The sequence below is a fragment of the Streptomyces sp. NPDC001903 genome (assembly GCF_042891345.1).
Taxonomy (GTDB): domain Bacteria; phylum Actinomycetota; class Actinomycetes; order Streptomycetales; family Streptomycetaceae; genus Streptomyces.
Genome location: NZ_JBIASZ010000004.1, coordinates 561795 through 582045 on the forward strand (window position 1 = coordinate 561795; position 20251 = coordinate 582045).

General features: G+C 72.5%; 20 protein-coding genes. 9 read left to right on the forward strand and 11 right to left on the reverse strand.

Annotated features, from left to right (window positions below):
- Window positions 1-17: 17 nt before the first annotated feature.
- Window positions 18-890, reverse strand: coding sequence for a dihydropteroate synthase (gene folP / locus ACFYZS_RS12235; RefSeq protein ID WP_389010069.1), 873 nt, complete (start codon window positions 888-890; stop codon window positions 18-20).
- A 157-nt stretch (window positions 891-1047) separates the two neighbouring features.
- Window positions 1048-2907: a phosphatidylglycerol lysyltransferase domain-containing protein gene (locus ACFYZS_RS12240; RefSeq protein ID WP_389010072.1), complete on the reverse strand. Its 1860-nt coding sequence runs from the start codon at window positions 2905-2907 to the stop codon at window positions 1048-1050.
- A gap of 152 nt (window positions 2908-3059) precedes the next feature.
- Between ACFYZS_RS12240 and ACFYZS_RS12245 the strand changes: the two genes are divergently transcribed.
- A complete protein-coding gene (locus ACFYZS_RS12245; RefSeq protein ID WP_389010075.1) occupies window positions 3060-4169 on the forward strand; it encodes an alpha/beta hydrolase in 1110 nt (369 codons plus the stop codon).
- Window positions 4170-4216: 47 nt separating this feature from the next.
- Here ACFYZS_RS12245 and ACFYZS_RS12250 read toward each other — a convergent pair whose 3' ends face one another.
- Window positions 4217-5185, reverse strand: coding sequence for an ABC transporter ATP-binding protein (locus ACFYZS_RS12250; protein WP_389010078.1), 969 nt, complete (start codon window positions 5183-5185; stop codon window positions 4217-4219).
- A gap of 153 nt (window positions 5186-5338) precedes the next feature.
- On the opposite strand from ACFYZS_RS12250, the gene ACFYZS_RS12255 reads away from it, so the two are divergent.
- From ACFYZS_RS12255 to ACFYZS_RS12270, 4 genes are all read left to right on the forward strand, one after another.
- Complete coding sequence (locus ACFYZS_RS12255; RefSeq protein ID WP_389010081.1) at window positions 5339-6088, forward strand: ABC transporter permease; 750 nt, start codon at window positions 5339-5341, stop codon at window positions 6086-6088.
- A 4-nt stretch (window positions 6089-6092) separates the two neighbouring features.
- On the forward strand, window positions 6093-6758 hold the full coding sequence (locus ACFYZS_RS12260; protein WP_389010084.1) for an ABC transporter permease: 666 nt from the start codon (window positions 6093-6095) through the stop codon (window positions 6756-6758).
- A 73-nt stretch (window positions 6759-6831) separates the two neighbouring features.
- On the forward strand, window positions 6832-7824 hold the full coding sequence (locus ACFYZS_RS12265; RefSeq protein WP_389010087.1) for an ABC transporter substrate-binding protein: 993 nt from the start codon (window positions 6832-6834) through the stop codon (window positions 7822-7824).
- A gap of 101 nt (window positions 7825-7925) precedes the next feature.
- Complete coding sequence (locus ACFYZS_RS12270; RefSeq protein ID WP_389010090.1) at window positions 7926-9011, forward strand: hypothetical protein; 1086 nt, start codon at window positions 7926-7928, stop codon at window positions 9009-9011.
- A gap of 70 nt (window positions 9012-9081) precedes the next feature.
- On the opposite strand, the gene ACFYZS_RS12275 is transcribed toward ACFYZS_RS12270, so the two are convergent.
- The 3 genes from ACFYZS_RS12275 to ACFYZS_RS12285 are packed head-to-tail and all read right to left on the reverse strand — an operon-like array spanning window position 9082 to window position 11371.
- The gene (locus ACFYZS_RS12275; RefSeq protein ID WP_389010093.1) at window positions 9082-9297 is read right to left on the reverse strand and encodes a hypothetical protein; all 216 of its coding nucleotides are present in this window, start codon (window positions 9295-9297) and stop codon (window positions 9082-9084) included.
- A 28-nt stretch (window positions 9298-9325) separates the two neighbouring features.
- Window positions 9326-10174, reverse strand: a complete 849-nt coding sequence (locus ACFYZS_RS12280; protein WP_389010096.1) for an arylamine N-acetyltransferase — start codon at window positions 10172-10174, stop codon at window positions 9326-9328.
- Between the two features lie 54 nt (window positions 10175-10228).
- Complete coding sequence (locus ACFYZS_RS12285) at window positions 10229-11371, reverse strand: NADH-quinone oxidoreductase subunit D (protein WP_053691355.1); 1143 nt, start codon at window positions 11369-11371, stop codon at window positions 10229-10231.
- A gap of 31 nt (window positions 11372-11402) precedes the next feature.
- Here ACFYZS_RS12285 and ACFYZS_RS12290 point away from each other — a divergent pair, with 31 nt between their 5' ends.
- Window positions 11403-11894, forward strand: coding sequence for a PH domain-containing protein (locus ACFYZS_RS12290; RefSeq protein ID WP_389010099.1), 492 nt, complete (start codon window positions 11403-11405; stop codon window positions 11892-11894).
- Window positions 11891-13198 carry a PH domain-containing protein gene (locus tag ACFYZS_RS12295; RefSeq protein ID WP_389010102.1) on the forward strand — a complete coding sequence of 436 codons (1308 nt, stop codon included), beginning with the start codon at window positions 11891-11893 and terminating at the stop codon, window positions 13196-13198. Before ACFYZS_RS12290 ends, ACFYZS_RS12295 begins: the two co-directional genes overlap by 4 nt.
- 91 nt (window positions 13199-13289) lie before the next feature.
- Here the strand turns inward: ACFYZS_RS12295 and ACFYZS_RS12300 are convergent, their stop codons facing one another.
- On the reverse strand, window positions 13290-13958 hold the full coding sequence (locus ACFYZS_RS12300; RefSeq protein ID WP_030867945.1) for a response regulator transcription factor: 669 nt from the start codon (window positions 13956-13958) through the stop codon (window positions 13290-13292).
- A 17-nt stretch (window positions 13959-13975) separates the two neighbouring features.
- On the reverse strand, window positions 13976-15178 hold the full coding sequence (locus tag ACFYZS_RS12305; protein ID WP_389010106.1) for a sensor histidine kinase: 1203 nt from the start codon (window positions 15176-15178) through the stop codon (window positions 13976-13978).
- A gap of 107 nt (window positions 15179-15285) precedes the next feature.
- On the opposite strand from ACFYZS_RS12305, the gene ACFYZS_RS12310 reads away from it, so the two are divergent.
- Entirely contained in the window at window positions 15286-16275 is a 990-nt protein-coding gene (locus ACFYZS_RS12310; RefSeq protein ID WP_389010109.1) for an SAM-dependent methyltransferase, read from the forward strand.
- Window positions 16276-16320: 45 nt separating this feature from the next.
- Here ACFYZS_RS12310 and ACFYZS_RS12315 read toward each other — a convergent pair whose 3' ends face one another.
- Entirely contained in the window at window positions 16321-17874 is a 1554-nt protein-coding gene (locus tag ACFYZS_RS12315; RefSeq protein ID WP_389010112.1) for a M28 family metallopeptidase, read from the reverse strand.
- A 140-nt stretch (window positions 17875-18014) separates the two neighbouring features.
- Window positions 18015-19136, reverse strand: coding sequence for a DUF5937 family protein (locus tag ACFYZS_RS12320; RefSeq protein ID WP_389010115.1), 1122 nt, complete (start codon window positions 19134-19136; stop codon window positions 18015-18017).
- A gap of 108 nt (window positions 19137-19244) precedes the next feature.
- Here ACFYZS_RS12320 and ACFYZS_RS12325 point away from each other — a divergent pair, with 108 nt between their 5' ends.
- Window positions 19245-19454: a hypothetical protein gene (locus tag ACFYZS_RS12325; RefSeq protein ID WP_389010118.1), complete on the forward strand. Its 210-nt coding sequence runs from the start codon at window positions 19245-19247 to the stop codon at window positions 19452-19454.
- 34 nt (window positions 19455-19488) lie between these two features.
- Here the strand turns inward: ACFYZS_RS12325 and ACFYZS_RS12330 are convergent, their stop codons facing one another.
- Complete coding sequence (locus ACFYZS_RS12330) at window positions 19489-20223, reverse strand: GntR family transcriptional regulator (protein WP_389010121.1); 735 nt, start codon at window positions 20221-20223, stop codon at window positions 19489-19491.
- Window positions 20224-20251: the final 28 nt, after the last annotated feature.

Sequence of the window (20251 nt, forward strand, 5' to 3'; positions counted from 1 at the left end):
TCCTTCTCGTTCGATGGTCACAGCGCTCCTTCCACGGCACGGGCCACCCGAACCGCGTCGGCGGTCGCCCGTACCTCGTGGACCCGTACGGCCCAGGCCCCCTGGTGGGCCGCGATGGCGGAGACGGCGGCGGTGGCGGCGTCGCGCTCGCGGGCGGGGGGCGGGGCGGCGTCGGCGGCGCTGGCCAGGATCCGGCCGAGGAATCGTTTGCGCGACGCGGCGACCAGCAGCGGGAAGCCGAGGGCGCGCAGCTCGGGGAGGTGGGCGACCAGGGCCAGGTCGTGCTCGGCCATCTTCGCGAAGCCGAGCCCGGGGTCGACGAGGAGCCGCTCGGGGGCGATCCCGCCGGCCACGACGGCGTCGATGCGGGTCCGGAGCTCGGCGGTGACCTCGGCGACGACGTCCTCGTACACGGCGAGCTTGTTCATGCCGTCGCTGAAGCCGCGCCAGTGCATCACCACGAACGGCACCTCGGCGGCGGCGACGGCCGGGATCATGCCGGGGTCGGCGAGGCCGCCGCTGACGTCGTTGACCAGCGTGGCGCCGGCCGCCACGGCCCGGGCGGCGACGGAGGCGCGCATGGTGTCCACGGAGACGGTGACCCCCTCGGAGGCCAGTCCGCGCACCACGGGCACGACGCGGCGCAGCTCCTCCTCCTCGTCGACGCGGGTGGCGCCGGGGCGGGTGGACTCGCCGCCGACGTCGACGAGGTCGGCGCCCTGGGCGACGAGGTCGAGCCCGCGCTTGACGGCGGCGGTGGTGTCGAACCAGCGCCCCCCGTCGGAGAAGGAGTCGGGGGTGACGTTGACGACGCCCATGACCCCGCAGCGGTCCCATTCCGGCAGGCCTGCGACCCGGCCCCTGCCGGTGGCCCCGCGCTTGATGTTCATGGCTCCAGGGTAGGGCCGGGGCCGTGGCCGGGCCGTATGCGGCCGCCCCGGCCGCCCCCGCCGCCCGCCGCCGGGCCGGGCGCATACGCCGAAGCCCGGTCCGCCGGGGATGCGGCGGACCGGGCTTCGTACCCGTGGGCGGGCCCCCGGGCGGGGTCTACGCGACCTGGACCTCGCGCTCGGCCTTGGCCTGGGCCGGCACCGGGGCGGTCAGGTGCGTGTGGGCGCAGGTGCGGACCGGCTTGGGACGGCGGCGGCTGGCGAACAGCCGGGGCAGGGCCAGCGTGACGAAGCCCTCGGCCTGCATCACGGCGAAGCCGATGCGGGGCAGGTCGCGGCTGTTGCGGTAGACCATGAAGCGCGGCTCCCAGCGGGGGCGGAACTTCTCGTTGAACTTGTACAGCGACTCGATCTGGAACCAGCGGGACAGGAAGACCAGCAGGCTGCGCCACATGCGCAGGACCGGTCCGGCGCCGATCTTCTCGCCGCGGGCCAGGGCCGCGCGGAACATCGCGAAGTTCAGGGAGACCTTCTCGATGCCCAGCTCGGGGGCCTGCTGCAGGGAGGCGACGATCAGCAGCTCGTTCATGCCCGGGTCGGCGGCGCGGTCGCGGCGCATCATCTCCAGCGACATGCCGTCCTTGCCCCACGGCACGAAGTGCTGGATGGCCTTGAGGTCGCCGAACGGGCTGGTGTCGCCCTCCTCGACCCGGTGGGCGGTGGCGATGAAGCAGTCGCCGTCGCCCTCGTCGCCGACGCGGCCCAGGGCCATGGAGAAGCCGCGCTCGGTGTCGGTGCCGCGCCAGGCGACGGCCGCGCCGCGGACCTGCTCCAGCTCCTCCTCGGTCAGCTCGCTGACGCGGCGGACCTTGGTGGTGTAGCCGTTGCGCTCGATGCGCTTCACCATCTGGCGGACGTTGCGCATGGGGCGGCCGGTGAGCGAGAAGTCTTTGACGTCGACGATCGCCTCGTCGCCGAGCTCGAGGGCGTCCAGCCCGGTCTCGCGGGTCCAGACCTCGCCGCCGGTCTCGCTGCAGCCCACGACGGCCGGGGTCCAGGAGTGGGCCTTGGCCTCCTCCATGAACCGCTCGATGGCGCCGGGCCAGGCCTCGACGTCGCCGATGGGGTCGCCGGAGGCGAGCATCACACCGGAGACGACGCGGTAGGTGACGGCCGCCTTGCCGCTGGGGGAGAAGACGACGGCCTTGTCGCGGCGGAGCGCGAAGTGGCCCAGCGAGTCGCGTCCGCCGTGCTTGGCGAGCAGCTCGCGCAGCTTCGTCTCGTCGTCGGCGGTCAGCCGGGCGGCCGGGTGCTCGGGGCGGAAGGCCAGGTAGATGGTGGTGAGCGCGGTCAGCATGCCGAGGGCGCCGAGCGAGTAGCCCACGGTCCAGGAGACCCGGCCGGAGTAGTCGACCGGTCCCTCCATGCCGAAGAGCCCGTACACGACGTGGCTGATCTGCTCGTAAATACCCGGATGGCCGACGACGCGGCTCGGGTGGGAGTTGACGATGACGAGACCGAGGCCGATGGAGCCGGCGCTCATCAGCACGAAGTTGGCCAGCGCCTTCCAGCGGCTGCGCGGGTCCGGCAGCGCCTTGAATTCACCCTGGTGGCGCACGATGAGCCCCAGGAGCACCGCGGCGATGACCACGCTGATGACCGAGTGCCGGTACATGAACTGCGCCACGGCCCCGGCCGGGATCAGCACGACGGCGGCCCGCCAGGCGCGGCGCTTGCGGCGCTTGAGTCCGTGCGCGAGAAGGAGGAGGAGCACGCCCGCGCTGATGGCGAGGGCGGCTGCGAACGGGCCCAGCGAACCGGGCAGCACCTCGGTGACCGCGTGGATCCGGCTGTGCCGGAACCGCGGGAACACTCCCGCCGCGATGTCCAGAAGGCCGACGATCATGACGGCCGTACCTACCAGCCCGGGCACCGACTCCGGTCGTGGGCCGCGGAAGATTCGGCGGACCTGCTTCGGAACCTGTCCCGACTTATCGCCATCTATCCTGCTAGACATCGCTTCCCGTTGCTCCGCGAGAGATCATGTGGCCGAAGGCCGCGACAGCCTCCGGAGTGTGGTGCGTCCACTAGGACGACATCGGGGTCGAGCGGGTTCACTCTTCCGCCGAGAAAAACTAGTCCTGCCATCAGAAAGTCGACTGACTGCTCATGGGTCTCACCAGTAATACGGTTCTGGCGCTGGCCATCATCGCCGGTGTGCTGCTCTTCGCAGCCACGGTGTGGTTCTGGCCCCGGCTCTCGGGCCGCACCTGGCGTGCGCTGCTCGGCCGGATCGGGCTCCTCCTCGCGACCCAGCTGGCACTGTTCTCGGCCGTGGGTCTGGCGGCGAACAAGTCCTTCTCCTTCTACGGCTCGTGGGCGGACCTGTTCGGCCAGCAGACATCTGTCGGCAAGGTCGTGGACCACTCCATGAGCAGCAAGGACATCAAGGTCGTCGACAAGCAGAAGCTCGACGTGCCGGGCGGGGCCCAGCCCCAGGTCGGCGGACAGATCCTGAAGGTTGCCATAACCGGGCAGAAGTCGAAAATAACGAGCCCCGGCTACGTGTGGCTGCCGCCGGAGTACTTCCAGCCGCAGCACAAGGAGCAGAACTTTCCGGCCTCCATCGTGCTGACGGGCTACCCGGGCACCGCCGAGAACCTGATCAAAGGGCTGAACTACCCGATGACGGCCTTCAAGCAGGCCAAGGCGGGCAAGATGAAGCCGATGATCCTGGTGATGCTGCGGCCGACCGTCGCGCCGCCGCGTGACACCGAGTGCGTGGACATACCCGGCGGACCGCAGACGGAGACCTTCTTCGCCGAGGACCTGCCGCAGGCCATCCAGGACACCTTCCGGGTCGGCAAGAAGCCGCAGAACATGGGCTTCATCGGGAACTCGACGGGCGGCTACTGCGCCCTGAAGATCGCCGCGCACTACCCGCAGACCTTCGGCGCCGCCGTGGGTCTGTCCGCGTACTACGACGCGGCAAACGACGCGACGACCGGCAACCTGTTCCAGGGCGACGACAAGCTGAAGAAGCGCGCGGACGTCCTGCACAGCATCGAGCACAAGAAGCCGACCGGTACGTCCTTCCTGGTCACCAGCAGCGAGACGGGCGAGCCCAACCTCGACGACACCAAGAAGTTCATCAAGCTGGTCAAGGGCCCGGACCGGGTCTCCTCGATCATCCTCGACAGCGGCGGCCACAACTTCAACACCTGGCGCCGCGAGATCCCGCCGATGCTGGTGTGGATGAGCAACCGCATCCAGGCCTGACGCCCGGCCCCGGCTCGACGCGGGGACCGGGCCCGGCCCAGGTCCCCCTACGCCTCTTGCAGTTGGGCCCGGCGCAGCGCCCGGTGGACCCCCTCCGGGGTCAGTACGCCGACCAGCTCGCCGGAGTCCGGGTCCGTGACCCCGATCCGGCCGGAGTCCTCCTGCAGCAGCAGCGCGAGCGCCTCGCGCAGACTCGCCCCCAGCGCCACTGCGGCGGTGGGGGCTTTCCCGTCGGCCTGCCCCTGCGCCAGGTCGGCCCGCTCCACCGGGGTGACCGCGAGCCGCTTCAGGCCCCGGTCCGCGCCGACGAAGGAGGCCACGTACTCGGTGGCCGGCGCGCCCAGTACGGCGGCCGGGCGGGCGAACTGCTCGATGGTGCCGGAGCCGTAGACGGCGATGCGGTCGCCGAGCCGGATCGCCTCCTCCAGGTCGTGCGTGACCAGCAGGATCGTCTTGCGCACCGTCCGCTGGAGCGCCAGGAACTCGTTCTGGAGCCGCTCGCGGACCACCGGGTCCACCGCCCCGAAGGGCTCGTCCATCAGCAGCACCGGCGGATCGGCCGCCAGTGCCCGTGCGACGCCGACGCGCTGGCGCTGCCCGCCGGACAGCTGCTCCGGGTACCGGCCGCCGTACACGGCCGGGTCCAGCCCCACCAGTTCGAGGAGCTCGGCCGCCCGGGCGCGGGCCTTGGCCTTGGGGGTGCCGATCAGCTGCGGGACGGTCGCGGTGTTCTCCAGCACCGTCTTGTGCGGGAACAGCCCGACCTGCTGGATGACGTACCCGATGCGGCGGCGCAGCTCCACGGGGTCGGCGCTCGCGATGTCCTCGCCGCCCAGCAGGATCCGGCCGGAGGTCGGCTCGATGAGCCGGTTGACCATCTTCATCGTGGTCGTCTTGCCGCAGCCGGACGGGCCCACGAGCGTGACCAGCTCACCCTCCGCCACCTCGAAGGACAGGTCCTCGACGGCCGTGGTCCCGTCGGGGTAGCGCTTGGTCACATGCTCGAATCGGATCACATGGCCATCCTCCCCCACACGCCGCGGGTTGTTTGTGACAGGAGTATTACCCCGGTGCGAAGGTTTCCGGCCATTGTCCGTCCCGGGGGTTATGGTCGCTCTTGGCCGTGCCCGTTCGGACGGGTGTACGCAGCGGCGGCAGGGGGTGAGGACATGGCCGGGCAGAACTGCCTGGTGGCGAACGACTGGATCTGCTGGGACTACGTCACGTCCCGCTCCCAGGAGCTCACCGACGCCACGGTCCAACATGTGTGGATCACGGGGGTGTCGGTGCTTATCGGCCTCGCCGTGTCCCTGCCGCTGGCCCTGCTGGCCCGCCGCGGCCGCCGCTGGGCCGCGCCCGTGCTGGGCCTGACCACCCTGCTCTACACGGTCCCCTCGCTCGCCATGTTCTCCCTGCTGCTGCCGCTGTTCGGGCTGTCGGCCGCGCTCGTGGTGACCGGGCTGGTGCTGTACTCGCTGACCATCCTGGTCCGCAACGCGATGGCCGGCCTGGAAGCGGTCCCCGAGGAGGTACGGGAGGCCGCGCGCGGCATGGGGTACGGGCCGGGGCGGCTGCTGTGGCGGGTCGAACTGCCGCTGGCGCTGCCCGCGCTGCTCGCCGGGGTGCGGATCGCCACGGTGTCCACGGTGGCGCTGACCACCGTCGGCTCCATCGTCGGCAAGGGCGGCCTGGGCAACCTCATCGCCCCGGCGGTCAACAGCTCCTTCAAGGCCCAGGTGCTCACGGCCTCCGTGCTGTGCGTCCTGCTCGCCCTGGTGGCGGACCTGCTGCTGCTCGGCGTGCAGCGGCTGCTCACCCCGTGGACGCGGGCGACGCGCGCGCCGCGGGCGGCGCGGCGGACGAAGCCGGTGCCCGCGGAGCCCGCTCCGCCGGAACCGACGACCGCGAAGGGGGCATGAGGCGATGGGCGTGCTCGGAGGGGCCTGGGACTGGCTGGCGAACGGGGCCAACTGGTCCGGGGAGAACGGGGTGTGGCACCGGCTCGGCGAGCACGTCTACGTCAGCGGGATCTCCCTCGCCATCGCCTGCGCGGTGGCCCTCCCCGTCGGCCTGTGGCTCGGCCACGTCGGCAAGGGCGGGGCGCTCGCCGTCAACGTCTCCAACATCGGGCGGGCCGTCCCCGTCTTCGCGGTGCTGGCCCTGTTCATGGTCTCCCCGCTGCGCAGCGCGGGCTATCTGCCCACCATCGCCGCGCTCGTGCTCTTCGCCATGCCGCCGCTGCTGACCAATGCGTACGTCGGCATGCGCGAGGTGGACCGCTCGGTGGTGGAGGCCGCCCGCGGCATGGGCATGTCCGGCGGCCAGCTGTTCTGGCGGGTGGAACTGCCGCTCGCCCGCGAGCTGGTCATGACCGGGCTGCGCTCGGGCGCCGTCCAGGTGATCGCCACGGCCACGATCGCGGCGATGGTCGGGCAGGGGGGCCTCGGCCGGATCATCACCGCCGGCTTCAACACGTACAACACTCCGCAGGTCTTCGCGGGGGCGCTGCTGGTGGCGGCGCTGGCCCTGCTGGTCGAGGGCGCCCTGGTGGCGGCGGACCGGCTCTTCCCGCGTCCGGCGGCGCGCTGACCCGTCCGCCCGGCCGTCCCCGCGGGCCCTCCCTCGTCCGTTGGTCGTTTCCACTCCCTTGGAGGAGCACAAGATGAGCAAGACCACGCGCGTCCTCGGCGCGGTACTGGGGGCGGCGGCCCTGACCGCCTCCCTCGCCGCGTGCGGCGGCGACAGCCTGGAGAAGAGCAAGGACACCGGATCGGGGGCCTCCGCCCCCTCGGACTCCGGTTCCGGTTCCGCCAAGGGCAAGATCGTCATCGGCGCGGCCGGTTTCACCGAGTCCAACGTGCTGGCGGAGCTGTACGCGCAGGTGCTGGGGGACGCGGGCTACAGCACGTCGATCACCACGGTGAACAACCGCGAGCTGTACGAGCCCTCGCTGGAGAAGGGCGAGATCGACGTCGTCCCGGAGTACGCGGCCACCCTCGCGGAGTTCCTCAACGCCAAGGTGAACGGTCCGAAGGCGCCGGAGGAGAAGCCGGTCGCGTCGAGTGACGTGGCGGCGACGGTCGCGGGGCTGGAGAAGCTCGCGGCCCCGCTCGGCCTGAAGGCGCTGCCGGCAGGCCCGGCCGTCGACCAGAACGCATTCGCGGTGTCGAAGGAATTCGCCCAGAAGAACAACCTGAAGACCCTTTCCGATCTTGGTAAGTCGGGGCTGAAGGTGAAGATCGCGGCGGGTGACGAATGCGCCGTACGGCCCTTCTGCGCACCGGGGTTGAAGAAGACCTACGGAATCGACGTTTCCGGTATCGACCCGAAGGGCGTCGGCACCCCGCAGGCCAAGCAGGCGGTCAAGGACGGCGTGGACCAGCTGGCGCTCACCACGACCACCGACGCCACGCTCGACAGCTTCGGCCTGGTCCTGCTGGAGGACGACAAGAAGCTCCAGAACGCCGACAACGTCCTGCCGGTGGTCAACGCCAAGGACGCCGGATCCCCGGAGATCGCGGCCGCCCTCGACAAGCTGACCAAGGTCCTGACGACCGCCGACCTCGTCGAGTTGAACAAGCGGGTGGACGCCCAGCGCGAGAAGCCGGCGGACGCCGCGAAGGCCTACCTGAAGGCGAAGGGCCTCACGAAGTAGGAGTAGTTACGGGTTTGGTGGAGAAATGACGGGTAACTGCCCGGCCACAGATTGCCGGGCAGTTACCCCACGGGACCTCCACGCCCTGTAAATTTCAGGCCATGCCCCGTGGACGCCACCGCAATCCCGAACCCCTGCACCGGCTGCTCACGCCGACGACCGTGGCCGGAGTCTCCGTCGCCAGTGCGGCCGCGGCCTGGCTGCTCGCGGAACCCCTGCCCTTGCGCCTGCTCGTGGCCCTCGCGGGGGCGGCGGGCGTGTCCGGCGCCGTCCTCATGCGCGCCTGGGACCGCGCGGCCGGGCGCCGCGTGGCCGAACTCGCGCGCGAGCGGGTCAAGGACGAGTGGAAGACCGAGGAGCGGATAGCCGAGCTCGAGTCCGACCTCGAAGAGGCCCGGGCGCTGCGCGCCAAGCTGGACGCGAAGCTGCGGGCCAAGCGGGTCGAACTCGCGGGGCTGCGCGGCGAGCACGCGGCGCTGCTGCGGCGGTACGCCACCGCCGAGACCGAGCGGGCCAGCGCCCTGGAGGGCCGCCGGCTGCTCGCCATCGAGGCCTCGGCCGCCCCGGAGTCCGCGGCGGCGCCCAAGGAGCTCCCGCCCGTGACCGAGGAGCGCACGTCGAGCGGCGCTCCCACCAGCATCGGCTACGCCCGGGCCAATGCCGCCATGGCGGCCCTCGTCCGCAAGGCGGAGGCCGAGGCGGCGGGCAAGGCGGAAGGCAAGGCGGAACGCTCCACGCAGGCCGGGGCGGAGCCGGCCCCGCCGAAGATGCTGCAGGGCAGGGCCGCCGAGCCGATGGCGCTGGAGGCCGGGCACGCCCGTACGGGCGCGGTCCCCGCGCGCCGGCCGGCCGCGGCGGTGGCCCCGTACTCGGCCGCGCGCCGCACGGCGTCCCGGGTCGAGGGCGGCTTCGACTTCTTCGGCACCAAGAACGCGGCCCAGGCCCGCGCCGTGATCGAATCGGTCCAGAACGAGGACCTGGCCGATGTGGTCGGCGCGGAGGCCCTCGCGGTCCACCAGGCGGAGTCGGCCCAGGCGGAACGTATCGCCGCCGATCAGCCGGCCAAGGACCCGGGATTCAAGCAGCCCACCCCCGAACAGCGCGCGGTGGGCCAGGTCATCGACCTGACGGCCCACGACGAGACGGAGCCGATCGACGTGGTCCGCCTGCGCACCGCGATCTCCTAGGGGTGTCGTCAAAGTCCCTTCTGGCCGGCCTCACGGGCGGACGAAGCTACTTTGACGACACCCCCAGGCCTCAGAACAGCGGGAGCTGGCCCGGCAGCGGCGGGAGGGCGAAGCCGTCCAGGGTCGGGGCCGAGGCGCCGAGCACCACGCGGGCCCGCGAGCCCGGGCAGGAGACCATGTCGGCCCGGCCGCGGCCGGCCGGCGGGTCGTGGCGGGCGATCCGGCCGGCGGTCACGGCGCAGTCGCGTCCGCAGGAGGGGCAGGCCCGTCTGGGGGAGTGGGACATGCCCCAAGTCTGCACCCCCGTACCGACATCAGCCCCGGGCGGCCAGCCACGTCTCGTGGGCCGCGCAGACCCGGTCCCACAGGGCGGTGCGGTCCGCCGGGGTCAGGTCGTCGAGCTTGCGCCCGAAGAGGCCGCCCACGACCGCCCAGAACTCGCCCGGCGTGTCCAGGATCCGCTCGGTCGTCCCCTTCGCCGGTTCGGTCCGGCTCAGCACCCGGCCCCGCAGCGCGTCGGTGCCGTGCGCGTCGCGGCGCAGCAGCGCGAGGGTCCGTACGAAGCCGGAGTCCGGCGCGGTCGACAGCCGCGCGTGCGTGGCCTCGAAGTCGGCCGGCGCCGCAGCCGGCGCCGAGAGCATGTTGACCACCGGGCAGGGGCCCGCTTCGTACACGTACCTCCAGCCGGGCAGGTCCCCGTCCAGCGGGCCCAGCTCGTACGTGAACCGGCCCTGCCGGTGCGTACCGGCGCGCAGCGGCAGCGGCTCGTGCGGGCCGTCGCCGAGCCCGGCGTCGACGAAGTACTCCTCGCCGCCGGTCCGGACCGTCAGCGCGAGGTGATCGCCGTTGACATCGCGGCGCTCGCGCTCCGCCGCGACGAGGACGCCGGCCAGGTGCCGGGTCACATCGAAGCCGAGGTGCTCCAGGAGCAGCGCGAAGGCGCCGTTGAGGTGGAAGCAGTACCCGCCGCGTCCGGCCGCGATGCGGCGTGCGGAGAGCTCGGGGTCGATGCCGGGCGGCCGGCCGAGCTGGATGTCGAGGTTCTCGTACGGGACGCGCTCGACGTGGGCGCGCTGGAGCGCGAACAGCGCCTCCGCGGTGGGCCGGGGCGGCCGCGCGAAACCGAGCCGCCGCAGGTAGCCGTCGAACAGGCCAGGGGTCATGGCCGCACCCTAAGCAGGAAACTCCCGCGCAGTCGCGGGAGTTCCCGCGACTTATCACTTGTCGATGTCTCCCACGACGAAGAACAGCGAGCCCAGGATCGCCACCATGTCCGCGACCAGCTGCCCCGGCAGCAGCACCGACAGGGCCTGGATGTTGTTGTACGAGGCGGAGCGCAGCTTCAGCCGGTACGGGGTCTTCTCGCCCTTGGAGACGAGGTAGTAGCCGTTGATCCCGAGGGGGTTCTCGGTCCAGGCGTACGTGGCCCCCTCGGGCGCCTTCAGCACCTTCGGCAGGCGCTGGTTGATCGGCCCGGGCGGCAGCTCGGCCATCCGGTCCAGGCAGGCCACGGCCAGGTCGAGCGCGTTGTGCGTCTGGTCCAGCAGGCACTCGAAGCGGGCCAGGCAGTCGCCCTCGGTGCGGGTGACCACCTTCAGGACGTCCTGGAGCTCCCCGTACGCCAGGTACGGCTCGTCGCGCCGCAGGTCGAAGTCGACGCCCGAGGCGCGGGCGATCGGGCCGGAGACCCCGTAGGCGTGCACCGCCTCGGCGGACAGCACGCCCACCCCGCGCGTGCGGCCGCGGAAGATCTCGTTGCCGTGGACCAGCTTGTCGTAGACGTCCATGCGGGTGCGGACGTCGGCGATCGCGGCGCGCGCCCGGCCGAGCCAGCCGGCCGGGAGGTCCTCCTTGAGGCCGCCGACCCGGTTGAACATGTAGTGCATGCGGCCGCCGGAGATCTCCTCCATGACGGCCTGGAGCTCCTCGCGCTCGCGGAACGCGTGGAAGATCGGGGTGATGCCGCCCAGTTCGAGGGGGTACGAGCCGAGGAACATGAGGTGGTTCAGCACCCGGTTCAGCTCGGCGAGCAGGGTCCGCATCCACACGGCCCGCTCGGGGACCTCCATGCCGAGCATCCGCTCGACGGCCATGACCACGCCGAGCTCGTTGGAGAAGGCGGACAGCCAGTCGTGGCGGTTCGCCAGCATCACGATCTGCCGGTAGTCGCGCGCCTCGAAGAGTTTCTCGGCGCCGCGGTGCATGTAGCCGACGACCGGTTCCGCGCTGACGATCCGCTCGCCGTCCAGGACGAGGCGCAGGCGCAGCACGCCGTGCGTGGAAGGGTGCTGGGGTCCGATGTTGAGCACCATGTCGGTGCTCTCCGCCGCTCCGCCGATACCGACCGTGGTCTCCGTCATGGCGGCATTGTCGCAGCCCTACGCTGGTCGGATGGAAACGGGGACTTCGGGTGAGACGGACCGGGCCGAGTGGGTGGGGCTGCCGGGCGGGCTGCTCAGGCTGCGGAGGCTGCTGCTGGTGGTCTGGGCGGTGCCGCTCACCGCCGGGACCGCGCTGCTGCTCGGGTTGACGGCCGGTCCGGCCTGGGCGGCCCTGGCGGCGCTCTGGCTGGTCGCCGCGGTCTGGGGCTGGGTGGTGCTCGGCCGCAACTGGCGGTCCTGGCGGTACGCGGAGCGCGCCGACGACCTGCTGATCAGCCGGGGCGTGCTCTGGCGGGCCCAGACCGTGGTCCCGTACGGGCGCATGCAGCTGGTCGAGGTGACCTCGGGGCCGCTGGAGCGGCGCTTCGGGCTGGCCTCCCTCCAGCTGCACACGGCGGCCGCGGCCACCGACGCCAAGATTCCGGGACTGGCCCCGGACGAGGCGCAGCGGCTGCGCGACCGGCTGACGGAGCTCGGCGAGGCAAGGTCGGCGGGCCTGTGACCGCCGAATCGGCCGCCGTCGAGCGCCGGCTGCACCTGCTCACGCCGCTGCGCCGGGCGTGGGTGCCGATCGCCGCGACCGTCGGTGTCGTCGTCCAGCAGGCCGACCAGGTCCAGCGGTGGGCGAGCGGGCTCTCGGTGACCCTGCGCGCCCTCGCCCTGCTCGCCCTCGTCGTCGTCTTCGGCGTGTACGGGTTCCTGAGCTGGTGGTTCACCCACTACGCGGTGACCGACACCGAGCTGCGCATCCGCAGCGGGCTGCTCTTCCGGCGCACCGCGCACATCCGCCTCGACCGCATCCAGGCGATCGACGTGACCCGGCCGCTGCTGGCCCGGGTGGCGGGCGTCGCCAAGCTGCGCCTCGACGTGATCGGCACCGAGGACAAGGACGAGCTCGCCTTCCTCGACGAGGCCGAGGCCGTGGCGCTGCGCGCCGAGCTGCTGGCCCGGGCGGCCGGTTTCGCACCCGCGGAGGCCGTCTCGCTCGGCGAGGCCCCGCAGCGGGAGCTGCTGCGCGTCGGCCCCCGCGACCTGGTGGTGTCGCTGCTGCTCACGCTCTCGGCCTGGGGCGCGCTGGCCGCCGGGCTGGGCGTGCCCGTCGCCGTGTGGTGGTTCAGCGGGAACCCCTGGGCGACGATCGCGACCATGCTGCCGATGCTGGGCGGGCTCTGGTCGGGCACCGTCGGCCGCTTCCTGGGCGAGTTCGACTGGCGGGTCGCCGAGTCCCCCGACGGGCTGCGCCTCGACCACGGGCTGCTGGACCGGGCGCACGAGACCGTGCCGCCGGGGCGGGTGCAGACCGTACGGATCGTGGAGCCGCTGCTGTGGCGGCGCCGGGACTGGGTCCGGGTGGAGCTGGCGGTGGCCGGCTCGAAGAACGACGTCCTGGTCCCGGTGGCCTCGCGGGACGCCGCCCAGGCGGTGGTGGCCCGGGTGCTGCCCGGCGTGGACCTGGGCGCCCTCGTCTTCGGCCGGTCCCCGAAGGCCGGGTCGCGGTGGGTGGTCCCGGTGTGGTGGAGGGGCTACGCCCTGGCCGTCTCCGCGGACGTGTTCGCCGCCCGCAAGGGGCTGCTGTGCCGCCGTACGGAGATCGTCCCGCACGCCAAGGTGCAGAGCGTCCGGCTCACCCAGGGCCCGTGGGCGCGGGTGCAGGGTCTCGCCGACGTCCATGTGGACACCGGCGCCAACGGCACGGTCACGGCCCGGCTGCGCCCGGCGGCCGGGGCCGCGGGGCTGCTGGACGCCCAGGCGGCCCGCTCCCGGACCTCCCGCGCCGACGCCCGCCCGGACCGCTGGATGACCTGACGGGCCGCCCGCGGAGCGGGCGCTCGGCGAGACGCCCCTACGCGCCGACGCCCCTACGCCCCTACGCGCCTACGCCCCTACGCCCACGCCCCTACGCGCCGCCGGCGCGGACCAGCCCCGTTTCGTAGGCGAGGACGACCACCTGGACGCGGTCGCGCAGGCTCAGCTTGGTCAGGATGCGGCCCACGTGCGTCTTGACCGTGGCCTCGGAGAGGACCAGGCGGGCGGCGATCTCGCCGTTCGACAGGCCCTGGGCCACCAGCAGCATGACCTCCCGCTCGCGCTCGGTCAGCCGCTCGATCTCCTTGTTCTGCGGCTCCTGCGTGTTCGTCGGCAGCATCGGCGCGAAGCGGTCCAGCAGGCGCCGGGTTGTGGACGGGGCCACCACCGCGTCACCGCTGTGCACCGAGCGGATCGCGGCCAGCAGCTCCGCCGGCGGCACGTCCTTCAGCATGAACCCGCTCGCGCCCGCCTTCAGCCCGGAGAAGGCGTACTCGTCCAGGTCGAAGGTGGTCAGGATGATCACGTCGGGGTGCTCGTCGCGCTCGCAGATCCGGCGCGTGGCCTCGACCCCGTCGAGCTTCGGCATCCGGACGTCCATCAGCACCACGTCCACCTTCGTGGACCGCAGCACCTCCAGGGCTTCCAGGCCGTCGCCGGCCTCGGCGACGACCTCCATGTCCGGCTGGGCCGCGAGCACCATGCGGAAGCCCGTGCGCAGCAGTACCTGATCGTCGACCAGCATCACTCGGATGGACATCGGTTACCTCGACCTCGTCATTTCTTCTTGAGCGGGAGCAGTGCGCTGATCCGGAAGCCGCCTCCGGGACGCGGGCCCGCGTCCAGGGTGCCTCCGACCATGCCGATCCGCTCGCGCATGCCGATCAGCCCGTGCCCGGCGCCGTCGGCGCCGCCGTCCTCGTACAGCTCGTGTGCCGCCCCGCGGCCGTCGTCCTCGATCAGCAGGCCGAGCCCGTCGTCGAAGTAGACCAGCCGGACGCTCGCCTTGGCGTCGGGGCCGCCGTGCTTGCGGGTGTTCGTCAGCGCCTCCTGGACGATCCGGTACGCGGTGAGCTCGACGCCCGTGGGCAGCCGGCGCGGGGCGCCCTCGACCTCGAAGTCCACCGTGAGCCCGGCCGCCCGCACCTGTTCGACGAGGACCTCGATCTGCTCCACGTCGGGCTGGGGCACGTAGTCCTCGGACTCCTGGGGCTCCCCGGTGCGCAGCACGCCGAGCAGCCGGCGCATCTCGGCCAGGGCCTGGCGGCCGGTTCCGGAGATCGTCTGGAGGGCCTCCTTGGCCTGCTCCGGGGCCACGTCCATCACGTACGCGGCGCCGTCGGCCTGGACCACCATCACCGAGACGTTGTGCGCGACGACGTCGTGCAGCTCGCGGGCGATCCGGGCGCGCTCGGCGGCGACGGCCACCTTGGCCTGCGCCTCGCGCTCCTTCTCCAGGCGCTGGTTGCGCTCGACGAGCTGGGCGTAGTAGGCCCGGCGGGTGCGCAGGGAGTCGCCGAGCACCCAGGCGAGGGCGAACGGGACGATGGCGAAGATCGCGCTCAGGATGTTCGCGGAGGTGTCGAGCTGGTCCGCGCGGAAGGCCAGCACGTACACCGGGGCGGCGGACAGGCCGATGGCGAGGGCCGTACGGGACAGCCAGCGGGGGATCTCGGCCGAGGCGGCCACCGTGTACAGGATGATCAGCATCGCGAGATCGGAGTTGATCAACTCGGTGTGGGTGACCAGCTTGTAGACGCCGACGCCGACGGCGAGCCAGAACATCTGCTGCGTCCACTTGCGCCGCAGGGCGACCACGACGCCCATCGCGAGCACCGAGGGGACGGCGATCAGGCGCGCGGCGGTGCTGCTGAAACTGTCTTCGGCGACTTGCAGCAGCCCGAGCCCGACCAGGAGGACAGCCCAGAAGCTGTCGACGCCCGTCGGGTGTCTGCGGAGGAAGTCGTAGAGGCGCTGCACGTAACCCAGAGTAGGCAAAGGAGATAGGTGCTGGAGTCAACCACAGGTGCGATCCGTGTGACGGGGGCGTACTCCCCAAGGTGGAGGCCGAGCTTAACCTTTCGGGGATGAGGACTGAGGGCGAAGTCGAGGATCCCGATCCGGTTCCGGATCCGGTCCGGTGGAGCACGGCGATGGAGGCCGCGCTGTACGGACCGGGCGGGTTCTACGTACGGCCGGGCGGGCCGGGGCCGGCCGGGCACTTCCGCACGTCCGTGCACGCCTCGCCGCTGTACGCGGGGGCCGTGGCCCGGCTGCTGCGGTGGGTGGACGCGCGGCTCGGGCATCCGGCGGAGCTGGACCTGGTCGATGTCGGCGCCGGGCGGGGCGAGCTGCTGACCGGGGTGCTGGGCGCGCTGCCCGCGGACGTCGCGGGGCGGGTGCGGGCGGTGGCGGTGGAGCGGGCGGAGCGGCCGGCGGGCCTGGACGGGCGGATCCGCTGGGTCGGGCAGGTGCCGCGGGGGACGACGGGACTGCTGTTCGCGAACGAGTGGCTGGACAACGTACCGCTGGACGTGGCGCAGGACGGGCACTACGTCCTGGTCGACCGCGAGGGTACGGAGACCCGCGGGCCGGCGGTGTCCGGCGCGGACCGGGCGTGGCTGGAGCGGTGGTGGCCGGGCGCCGGCCGGGCGGAGATCGGGCGGGGGCGGGACGAGGCGTGGGCCGGCGCCGTGCGCTCGGTGTCGCGCGGCCTGGCGGTGGCGGTGGACTACGCGCACACCCGGGACGCCCGCCCCCCGTTCGGCACCCTGACGGGCTTCCGCGGGGGGCGGGAGGTCGCGCCGGTGCCGGACGGTACCTGCGACGTGACGGCCCACGTGGCGCTGGACGCGTGCGCGGGGCCGGGGGCGGTGCTCCTCTCGCAGCGCGAGGCGCTGGGGCTCCTCGGGGTCTCGGGCGCCCGGCCCCCGCTGGCCCTGGCGTCCACGGACCCCGCGGGGTACGTCCGCGCCCTGGCCCGCGCGGGGGAGGCGGCGGAGCTCACCGCCCGCGGCGGCCTGGGCGACTTCGGCTGGCTGGTCCAGCCGGTCGGCGTCGCGGGCTGGCCCGGCTGAGCGCGGCGCCGCGCGGGGCTCCTCCCCGCGCGGCGGAACCCCTGCCTACTGCGCGAGCTCGTGGTCGTGGCCCGGGCGCAGGCCACCGCCGGTGGCGCCGCCCGTGGTCGGGGCCGAGGGGACCGGCTTCGACAGCGGCGCCAGGTCGAACGCGTAGTGGCCGACCGCGTTCGCGATCACGTCCACGTTGATGTCCAGGGCCTTCTGGTCGATGTTCGTGATGTCGTCGCCCTTGCCGTGGTAGTTCACGTCGTACGCGACCCCGGCCTGGCCCCCGAACTTCGCCGCCTGCGCCGCCGTCTTGATGCCCTCGGCGCCGGTGTCCGTGCCGCCGGACGGGATGCCCGCCTCGATGAACGGGCCGTAGTCCGAGCGGCCGGTGAAGTCGGACCCCTCGTGCGGGATCTTCTGCGCGTCGAGGAAGTCGGTGATGCCCTTCTCCAGCTGCGCCGAGCCCTCCGGCCCCGGGCCCGAGCCGACCTTGTCCGAGTCGTCGCCGTCGTAGACGAAGTACGCGGCGTTCGGCGACGCGATCATGTCGAAGTTCAGGTACAGCCTGATCTGCTTCTTCTGCGCGTCCGTCAGCCCGCCGACGTACGCCTCGGAGCCCAGCAGGCCGAACTCCTCCGCCGACCACCACGCGAACCTGACCTTGTTCTTGATCTTGGTCTGGCTGCTCGCGAGGCGCTGTGCGACCTGGAGGATGCCGGCCGAGCCCGAGCCGTTGTCGTTGATGCCCGGGCCCGCCGCGACCGAGTCGAGGTGCGCGCCGAGGAAGACGGTGTTGTTCTCGTCGCCGCCGCGCGTCTCCGCGATCACGTTGTACGTCTTGCGGTTCTCCCGGAACTCGCGGATGTCGAGGGTCACCTCGACCGGCCCGGCCGCCGCCTCGGCGGCCAGCCGCTCGCCCTCGGCCCGGGAGAGGCCGCCGGTCGGGACCTTGCCCGCGTTCGCGTCGCCCAGGGTGCCGTTGAGGGCGCCGTCGGTGTTGTTGTAGATGATCGCGCCGACCGCCCCGGCCGCCGCCGCGTTGGCCTGCTTGACCGCGAAGGTGCAGCCGCCGCGCTTGATCAGCGCGATCCTGCCGGTGAAGGAGCCCGCGGCGAAGTCGCCGGGCTCGCAGCCGTTCGTACCGTCCGCGTCCACGGGTGCGAGGGCGATCCGCGCGGTCACGCCCCCCTCGGGGCCGCTCGCCGTGTACGTCATCAGCTTGATCGGGACGTCGCGCCCGCCCGCGCCGTTGACCTTCAGCGTCTCGGCGATCGTCTCGACGTACACGAAGTCGAACTCGTTCTTCGAGACCTTGTAGCCGGCCGCCCGCATCACGGCCTCGACGTACTGCGCGGACTGCACGTGGCCCTTGGAACCGGCAACGCGCGTGCCCTTGTTGTAGTCGGCGATGGCCTGAAAGACCTTCAGGTGGTTGTTGGCGCCCTTGCCGGTCGATTCCTTGACCAGCTTGCGGGCCAGCGCGTCGGCCCGCGCGGCGTCGCTCTGCGGGCTGCCGGCGGCACCGGCCGGCCCGGCGAGCAGCAGCGGGGAGACGAGGGCCGCGGCGGCCAGGGCGGCGGTTGCTGCGGCTATACGGCGTGAGGGCATGAAGGTCCTTCCACGACAAGTACGAGCAGACAGACGGGTGGTCGGGCGTCCGGTGGTGCGCGGTGGACGCACGGTATAGACGGCGGGGCCGATCTCGCCAGAGGTTTCGCCGATTCCGGGTGACGATCTCCGCGGGTCCGTCAGCGCAGGATGCCCTCGATGAACTCCGAGCCGATCCGGGCGACCACCTTCAGGTCCAACTGGTGCTGCACGTACCGCCCCTGGCGCCATGTGTGCAGCAGGCCCGCCTTCTTCAGCGCCGACAGGTGCCGTGAGACCTCCGGCGCCGTGATCCCGTGCACGGTCGCCAGCTCGCTCGTCGTGTACGGGGCCCGGGCCAGGCTCCGGCACAGCATCATCCGCATCGGATGCGCCAGCGCCTCCATCCGCCGCTGGAGCAGCTCGACCGAACCCGGCTCGGGCAGTTCGGGGGAGCGGATCGGATAGTGGACCACCGGGATCCAGCCGGGCGCGTGCAGCACCAGCAGGTGCGGCCAGCCGAAGTTCGTCGGGACGAAGACCAGGCCGGGGCCTATCTCCGGGTCCGTCGCGGTGGCCGAGCCGTGGATCATCTTGTCGACGGTGATGGTGGTCGCGGCCGCGTCCACGCTCAGCGCGCTCGACACCTCCTGCAGCGTCGCCGCGAGGCCCTTGCGGCGCAGGACCTCGGTCTTGTGCCGGGCGTCCGCGCTCTGCTGCGGCTCCATCCGCCGCCACGTCTGCGCGAAGAACGCCTCGTCGCAGTCCTCCAGGAGCCGCCGCAGCCAGACCCGCACCGAGGCCGTGTCGTCCAGCAGGCGCAGCGAGAACTCCAGCTGGCGCGGGCCGCGCGCGGCGGCCGTCTCCAGCGCCTTGGTCCTGGCCTGCGGGTTCTTCAGCGGGGAGGGCCCGCCGCCCTCGTTGTACAGCGCCAGCCAGCAGTGCTCCAGGGCGGCCATCACGAACCGCTCGTCGTCCATGCGGTCGAGTACGTCGAGCTCCTCGGCCAGGGTCGCGGCGGGCAGGCCGCTGCCGCCGGGGATCCCCGCGAAGGCCATGAAGATGTCGGAGAAGGAGCTGCGCCACATGAAGTCGCCCTCCAGCAGCCGGTCCGCGAGGCAGGGGTCCAGCGCGGCCGCGGTGGCGGTGGTCCAGGAGGCGAGGCCCGGGTGGTGGGCGGGCTGCGAGAGGGCGTGCAGCGTCATGCAGAGCTCGGAGAGCGGAGAGGGCGCGAAACGGATGCGCCCCGCGGGGAGCCCGGCGATGTCGATGGTGACGCTCATCGGGCCATTCTGACTGCTTCCGGGCCTGTGACCTGGACGGACACGGATCGATTGACGAGGAGCGTCAATCGTCGTGCGGGGTGGCCCGAGCGGGTCCAGGGTGGAGGCATGACAGCGATCGAGCAGTACCTCATCGATACCTGGCGGGCGTCCCAGCAGGGCGCGCCGATGCCGCCGCCGCCCGGCCGCGACGACGTCGCCGTCCTGCGCTCGGCCCGTACGTACGCCCAGTTCCAAGCCGTCCTCGACGGCCGGGAGGCCCGGCACCCCTGGAGGGCCGCGCTGCGCCGGCTGACCCACGCGCACGGGGCCCGGTAGTGCGCTCCGCGGCGCGGCCCGGGAGACGGCCCGGTCAGCGGTCCCCGGGGTGGAAGTCGATCTCGTACGCGATCTCCGAGCGCCGGTCCGCGACCACGATGTCCGCGGTCTCCACGGCCCGGCCGTCCACCGCGTAGTACGTCCGCTCGATCTCGGTGATCAGCTCGCCGACGCTGATGCCGAGCAGATTGGCCTGCGTCTGGTTCGCGCGGGCGGGGCGGGGGACCTCCGTCGCCGAGGCGACCAGCACGCCGATCGAGCGCATCCGCTCGATGACCCCGGCCCCTTTGAAGGGGCCCGCCTCCGGCAGGACGACGGGAGTGCCGTCCGTGACCGCCATCGGCTCCCAGGACTCGCAGATCTCCACCGGCCGGCCCTCGGCCAGGAACTCGTACGTGGTGTGCACGCACGGGTCGCCGGGTGCGACGGCGAGCCGCTCCGCGATCCGCTCGGGCGCCGGCGTACGGGCCGTGGAATGCGATTCCCAGGTCAGGCCGCCGCCCAGCCCGGCCCGGCGGCGCCGCCGGGAGCGGACTATCCGCAGCCGCTCGCGCGGCGCGCTCAGGTAGGTGCCCGAGCCGGCGCGGCCCTCCAGGAGCCCCTCGATGATCAGCAGCTCCAGGGCTCGCTGCGTGACGCTCTGCCCGACCCCGTACTCCTGGGCGAACCGGGACCGCGACGGCAGCTTGGCGCCGACGGGCCACTCCTCGGCCCGGATGCGCGCGCGCAGCGCGTCGGCCACCTTCAAGTACGCCGTATCACGGGCCATATGAGCCGTCCTGTGCCGCTCGACGAGT

What these genes read in the sequence shown, in the direction of transcription:
- folP (WP_389010069.1), bottom strand. Translation starts at nt 890, where the DNA reads ATGAACATCAAGCGCGGGGCCACCGGCAGGGGCCGGGTCGCAGGCCTG.
- ACFYZS_RS12315 (WP_389010112.1), bottom strand. Translation starts at nt 17,874, where the DNA reads ATGCCCTCACGCCGTATAGCCGCAGCAACCGCCGCCCTGGCCGCCGCG.
- ACFYZS_RS12300 (WP_030867945.1), bottom strand. Translation starts at nt 13,958, where the DNA reads ATGTCCATCCGAGTGATGCTGGTCGACGATCAGGTACTGCTGCGCACG.
- ACFYZS_RS12330 (WP_389010121.1), bottom strand. Translation starts at nt 20,223, where the DNA reads ATGGCCCGTGATACGGCGTACTTGAAGGTGGCCGACGCGCTGCGCGCG.
- ACFYZS_RS12310 (WP_389010109.1), top strand. Translation starts at nt 15,286, where the DNA reads ATGAGGACTGAGGGCGAAGTCGAGGATCCCGATCCGGTTCCGGATCCG.
- ACFYZS_RS12260 (WP_389010084.1), top strand. Translation starts at nt 6,093, where the DNA reads ATGGGCGTGCTCGGAGGGGCCTGGGACTGGCTGGCGAACGGGGCCAAC.
- ACFYZS_RS12275 (WP_389010093.1), bottom strand. Translation starts at nt 9,297, where the DNA reads ATGTCCCACTCCCCCAGACGGGCCTGCCCCTCCTGCGGACGCGACTGC.
- ACFYZS_RS12290 (WP_389010099.1), top strand. Translation starts at nt 11,403, where the DNA reads ATGGAAACGGGGACTTCGGGTGAGACGGACCGGGCCGAGTGGGTGGGG.
- ACFYZS_RS12265 (WP_389010087.1), top strand. Translation starts at nt 6,832, where the DNA reads ATGAGCAAGACCACGCGCGTCCTCGGCGCGGTACTGGGGGCGGCGGCC.
- ACFYZS_RS12240 (WP_389010072.1), bottom strand. Translation starts at nt 2,907, where the DNA reads ATGTCTAGCAGGATAGATGGCGATAAGTCGGGACAGGTTCCGAAGCAG.
- ACFYZS_RS12280 (WP_389010096.1), bottom strand. Translation starts at nt 10,174, where the DNA reads ATGACCCCTGGCCTGTTCGACGGCTACCTGCGGCGGCTCGGTTTCGCG.
- ACFYZS_RS12325 (WP_389010118.1), top strand. Translation starts at nt 19,245, where the DNA reads ATGACAGCGATCGAGCAGTACCTCATCGATACCTGGCGGGCGTCCCAG.
- ACFYZS_RS12255 (WP_389010081.1), top strand. Translation starts at nt 5,339, where the DNA reads ATGGCCGGGCAGAACTGCCTGGTGGCGAACGACTGGATCTGCTGGGAC.
- ACFYZS_RS12245 (WP_389010075.1), top strand. Translation starts at nt 3,060, where the DNA reads ATGGGTCTCACCAGTAATACGGTTCTGGCGCTGGCCATCATCGCCGGT.
- ACFYZS_RS12320 (WP_389010115.1), bottom strand. Translation starts at nt 19,136, where the DNA reads ATGAGCGTCACCATCGACATCGCCGGGCTCCCCGCGGGGCGCATCCGT.
- ACFYZS_RS12270 (WP_389010090.1), top strand. Translation starts at nt 7,926, where the DNA reads ATGCCCCGTGGACGCCACCGCAATCCCGAACCCCTGCACCGGCTGCTC.
- ACFYZS_RS12285 (WP_053691355.1), bottom strand. Translation starts at nt 11,371, where the DNA reads ATGACGGAGACCACGGTCGGTATCGGCGGAGCGGCGGAGAGCACCGAC.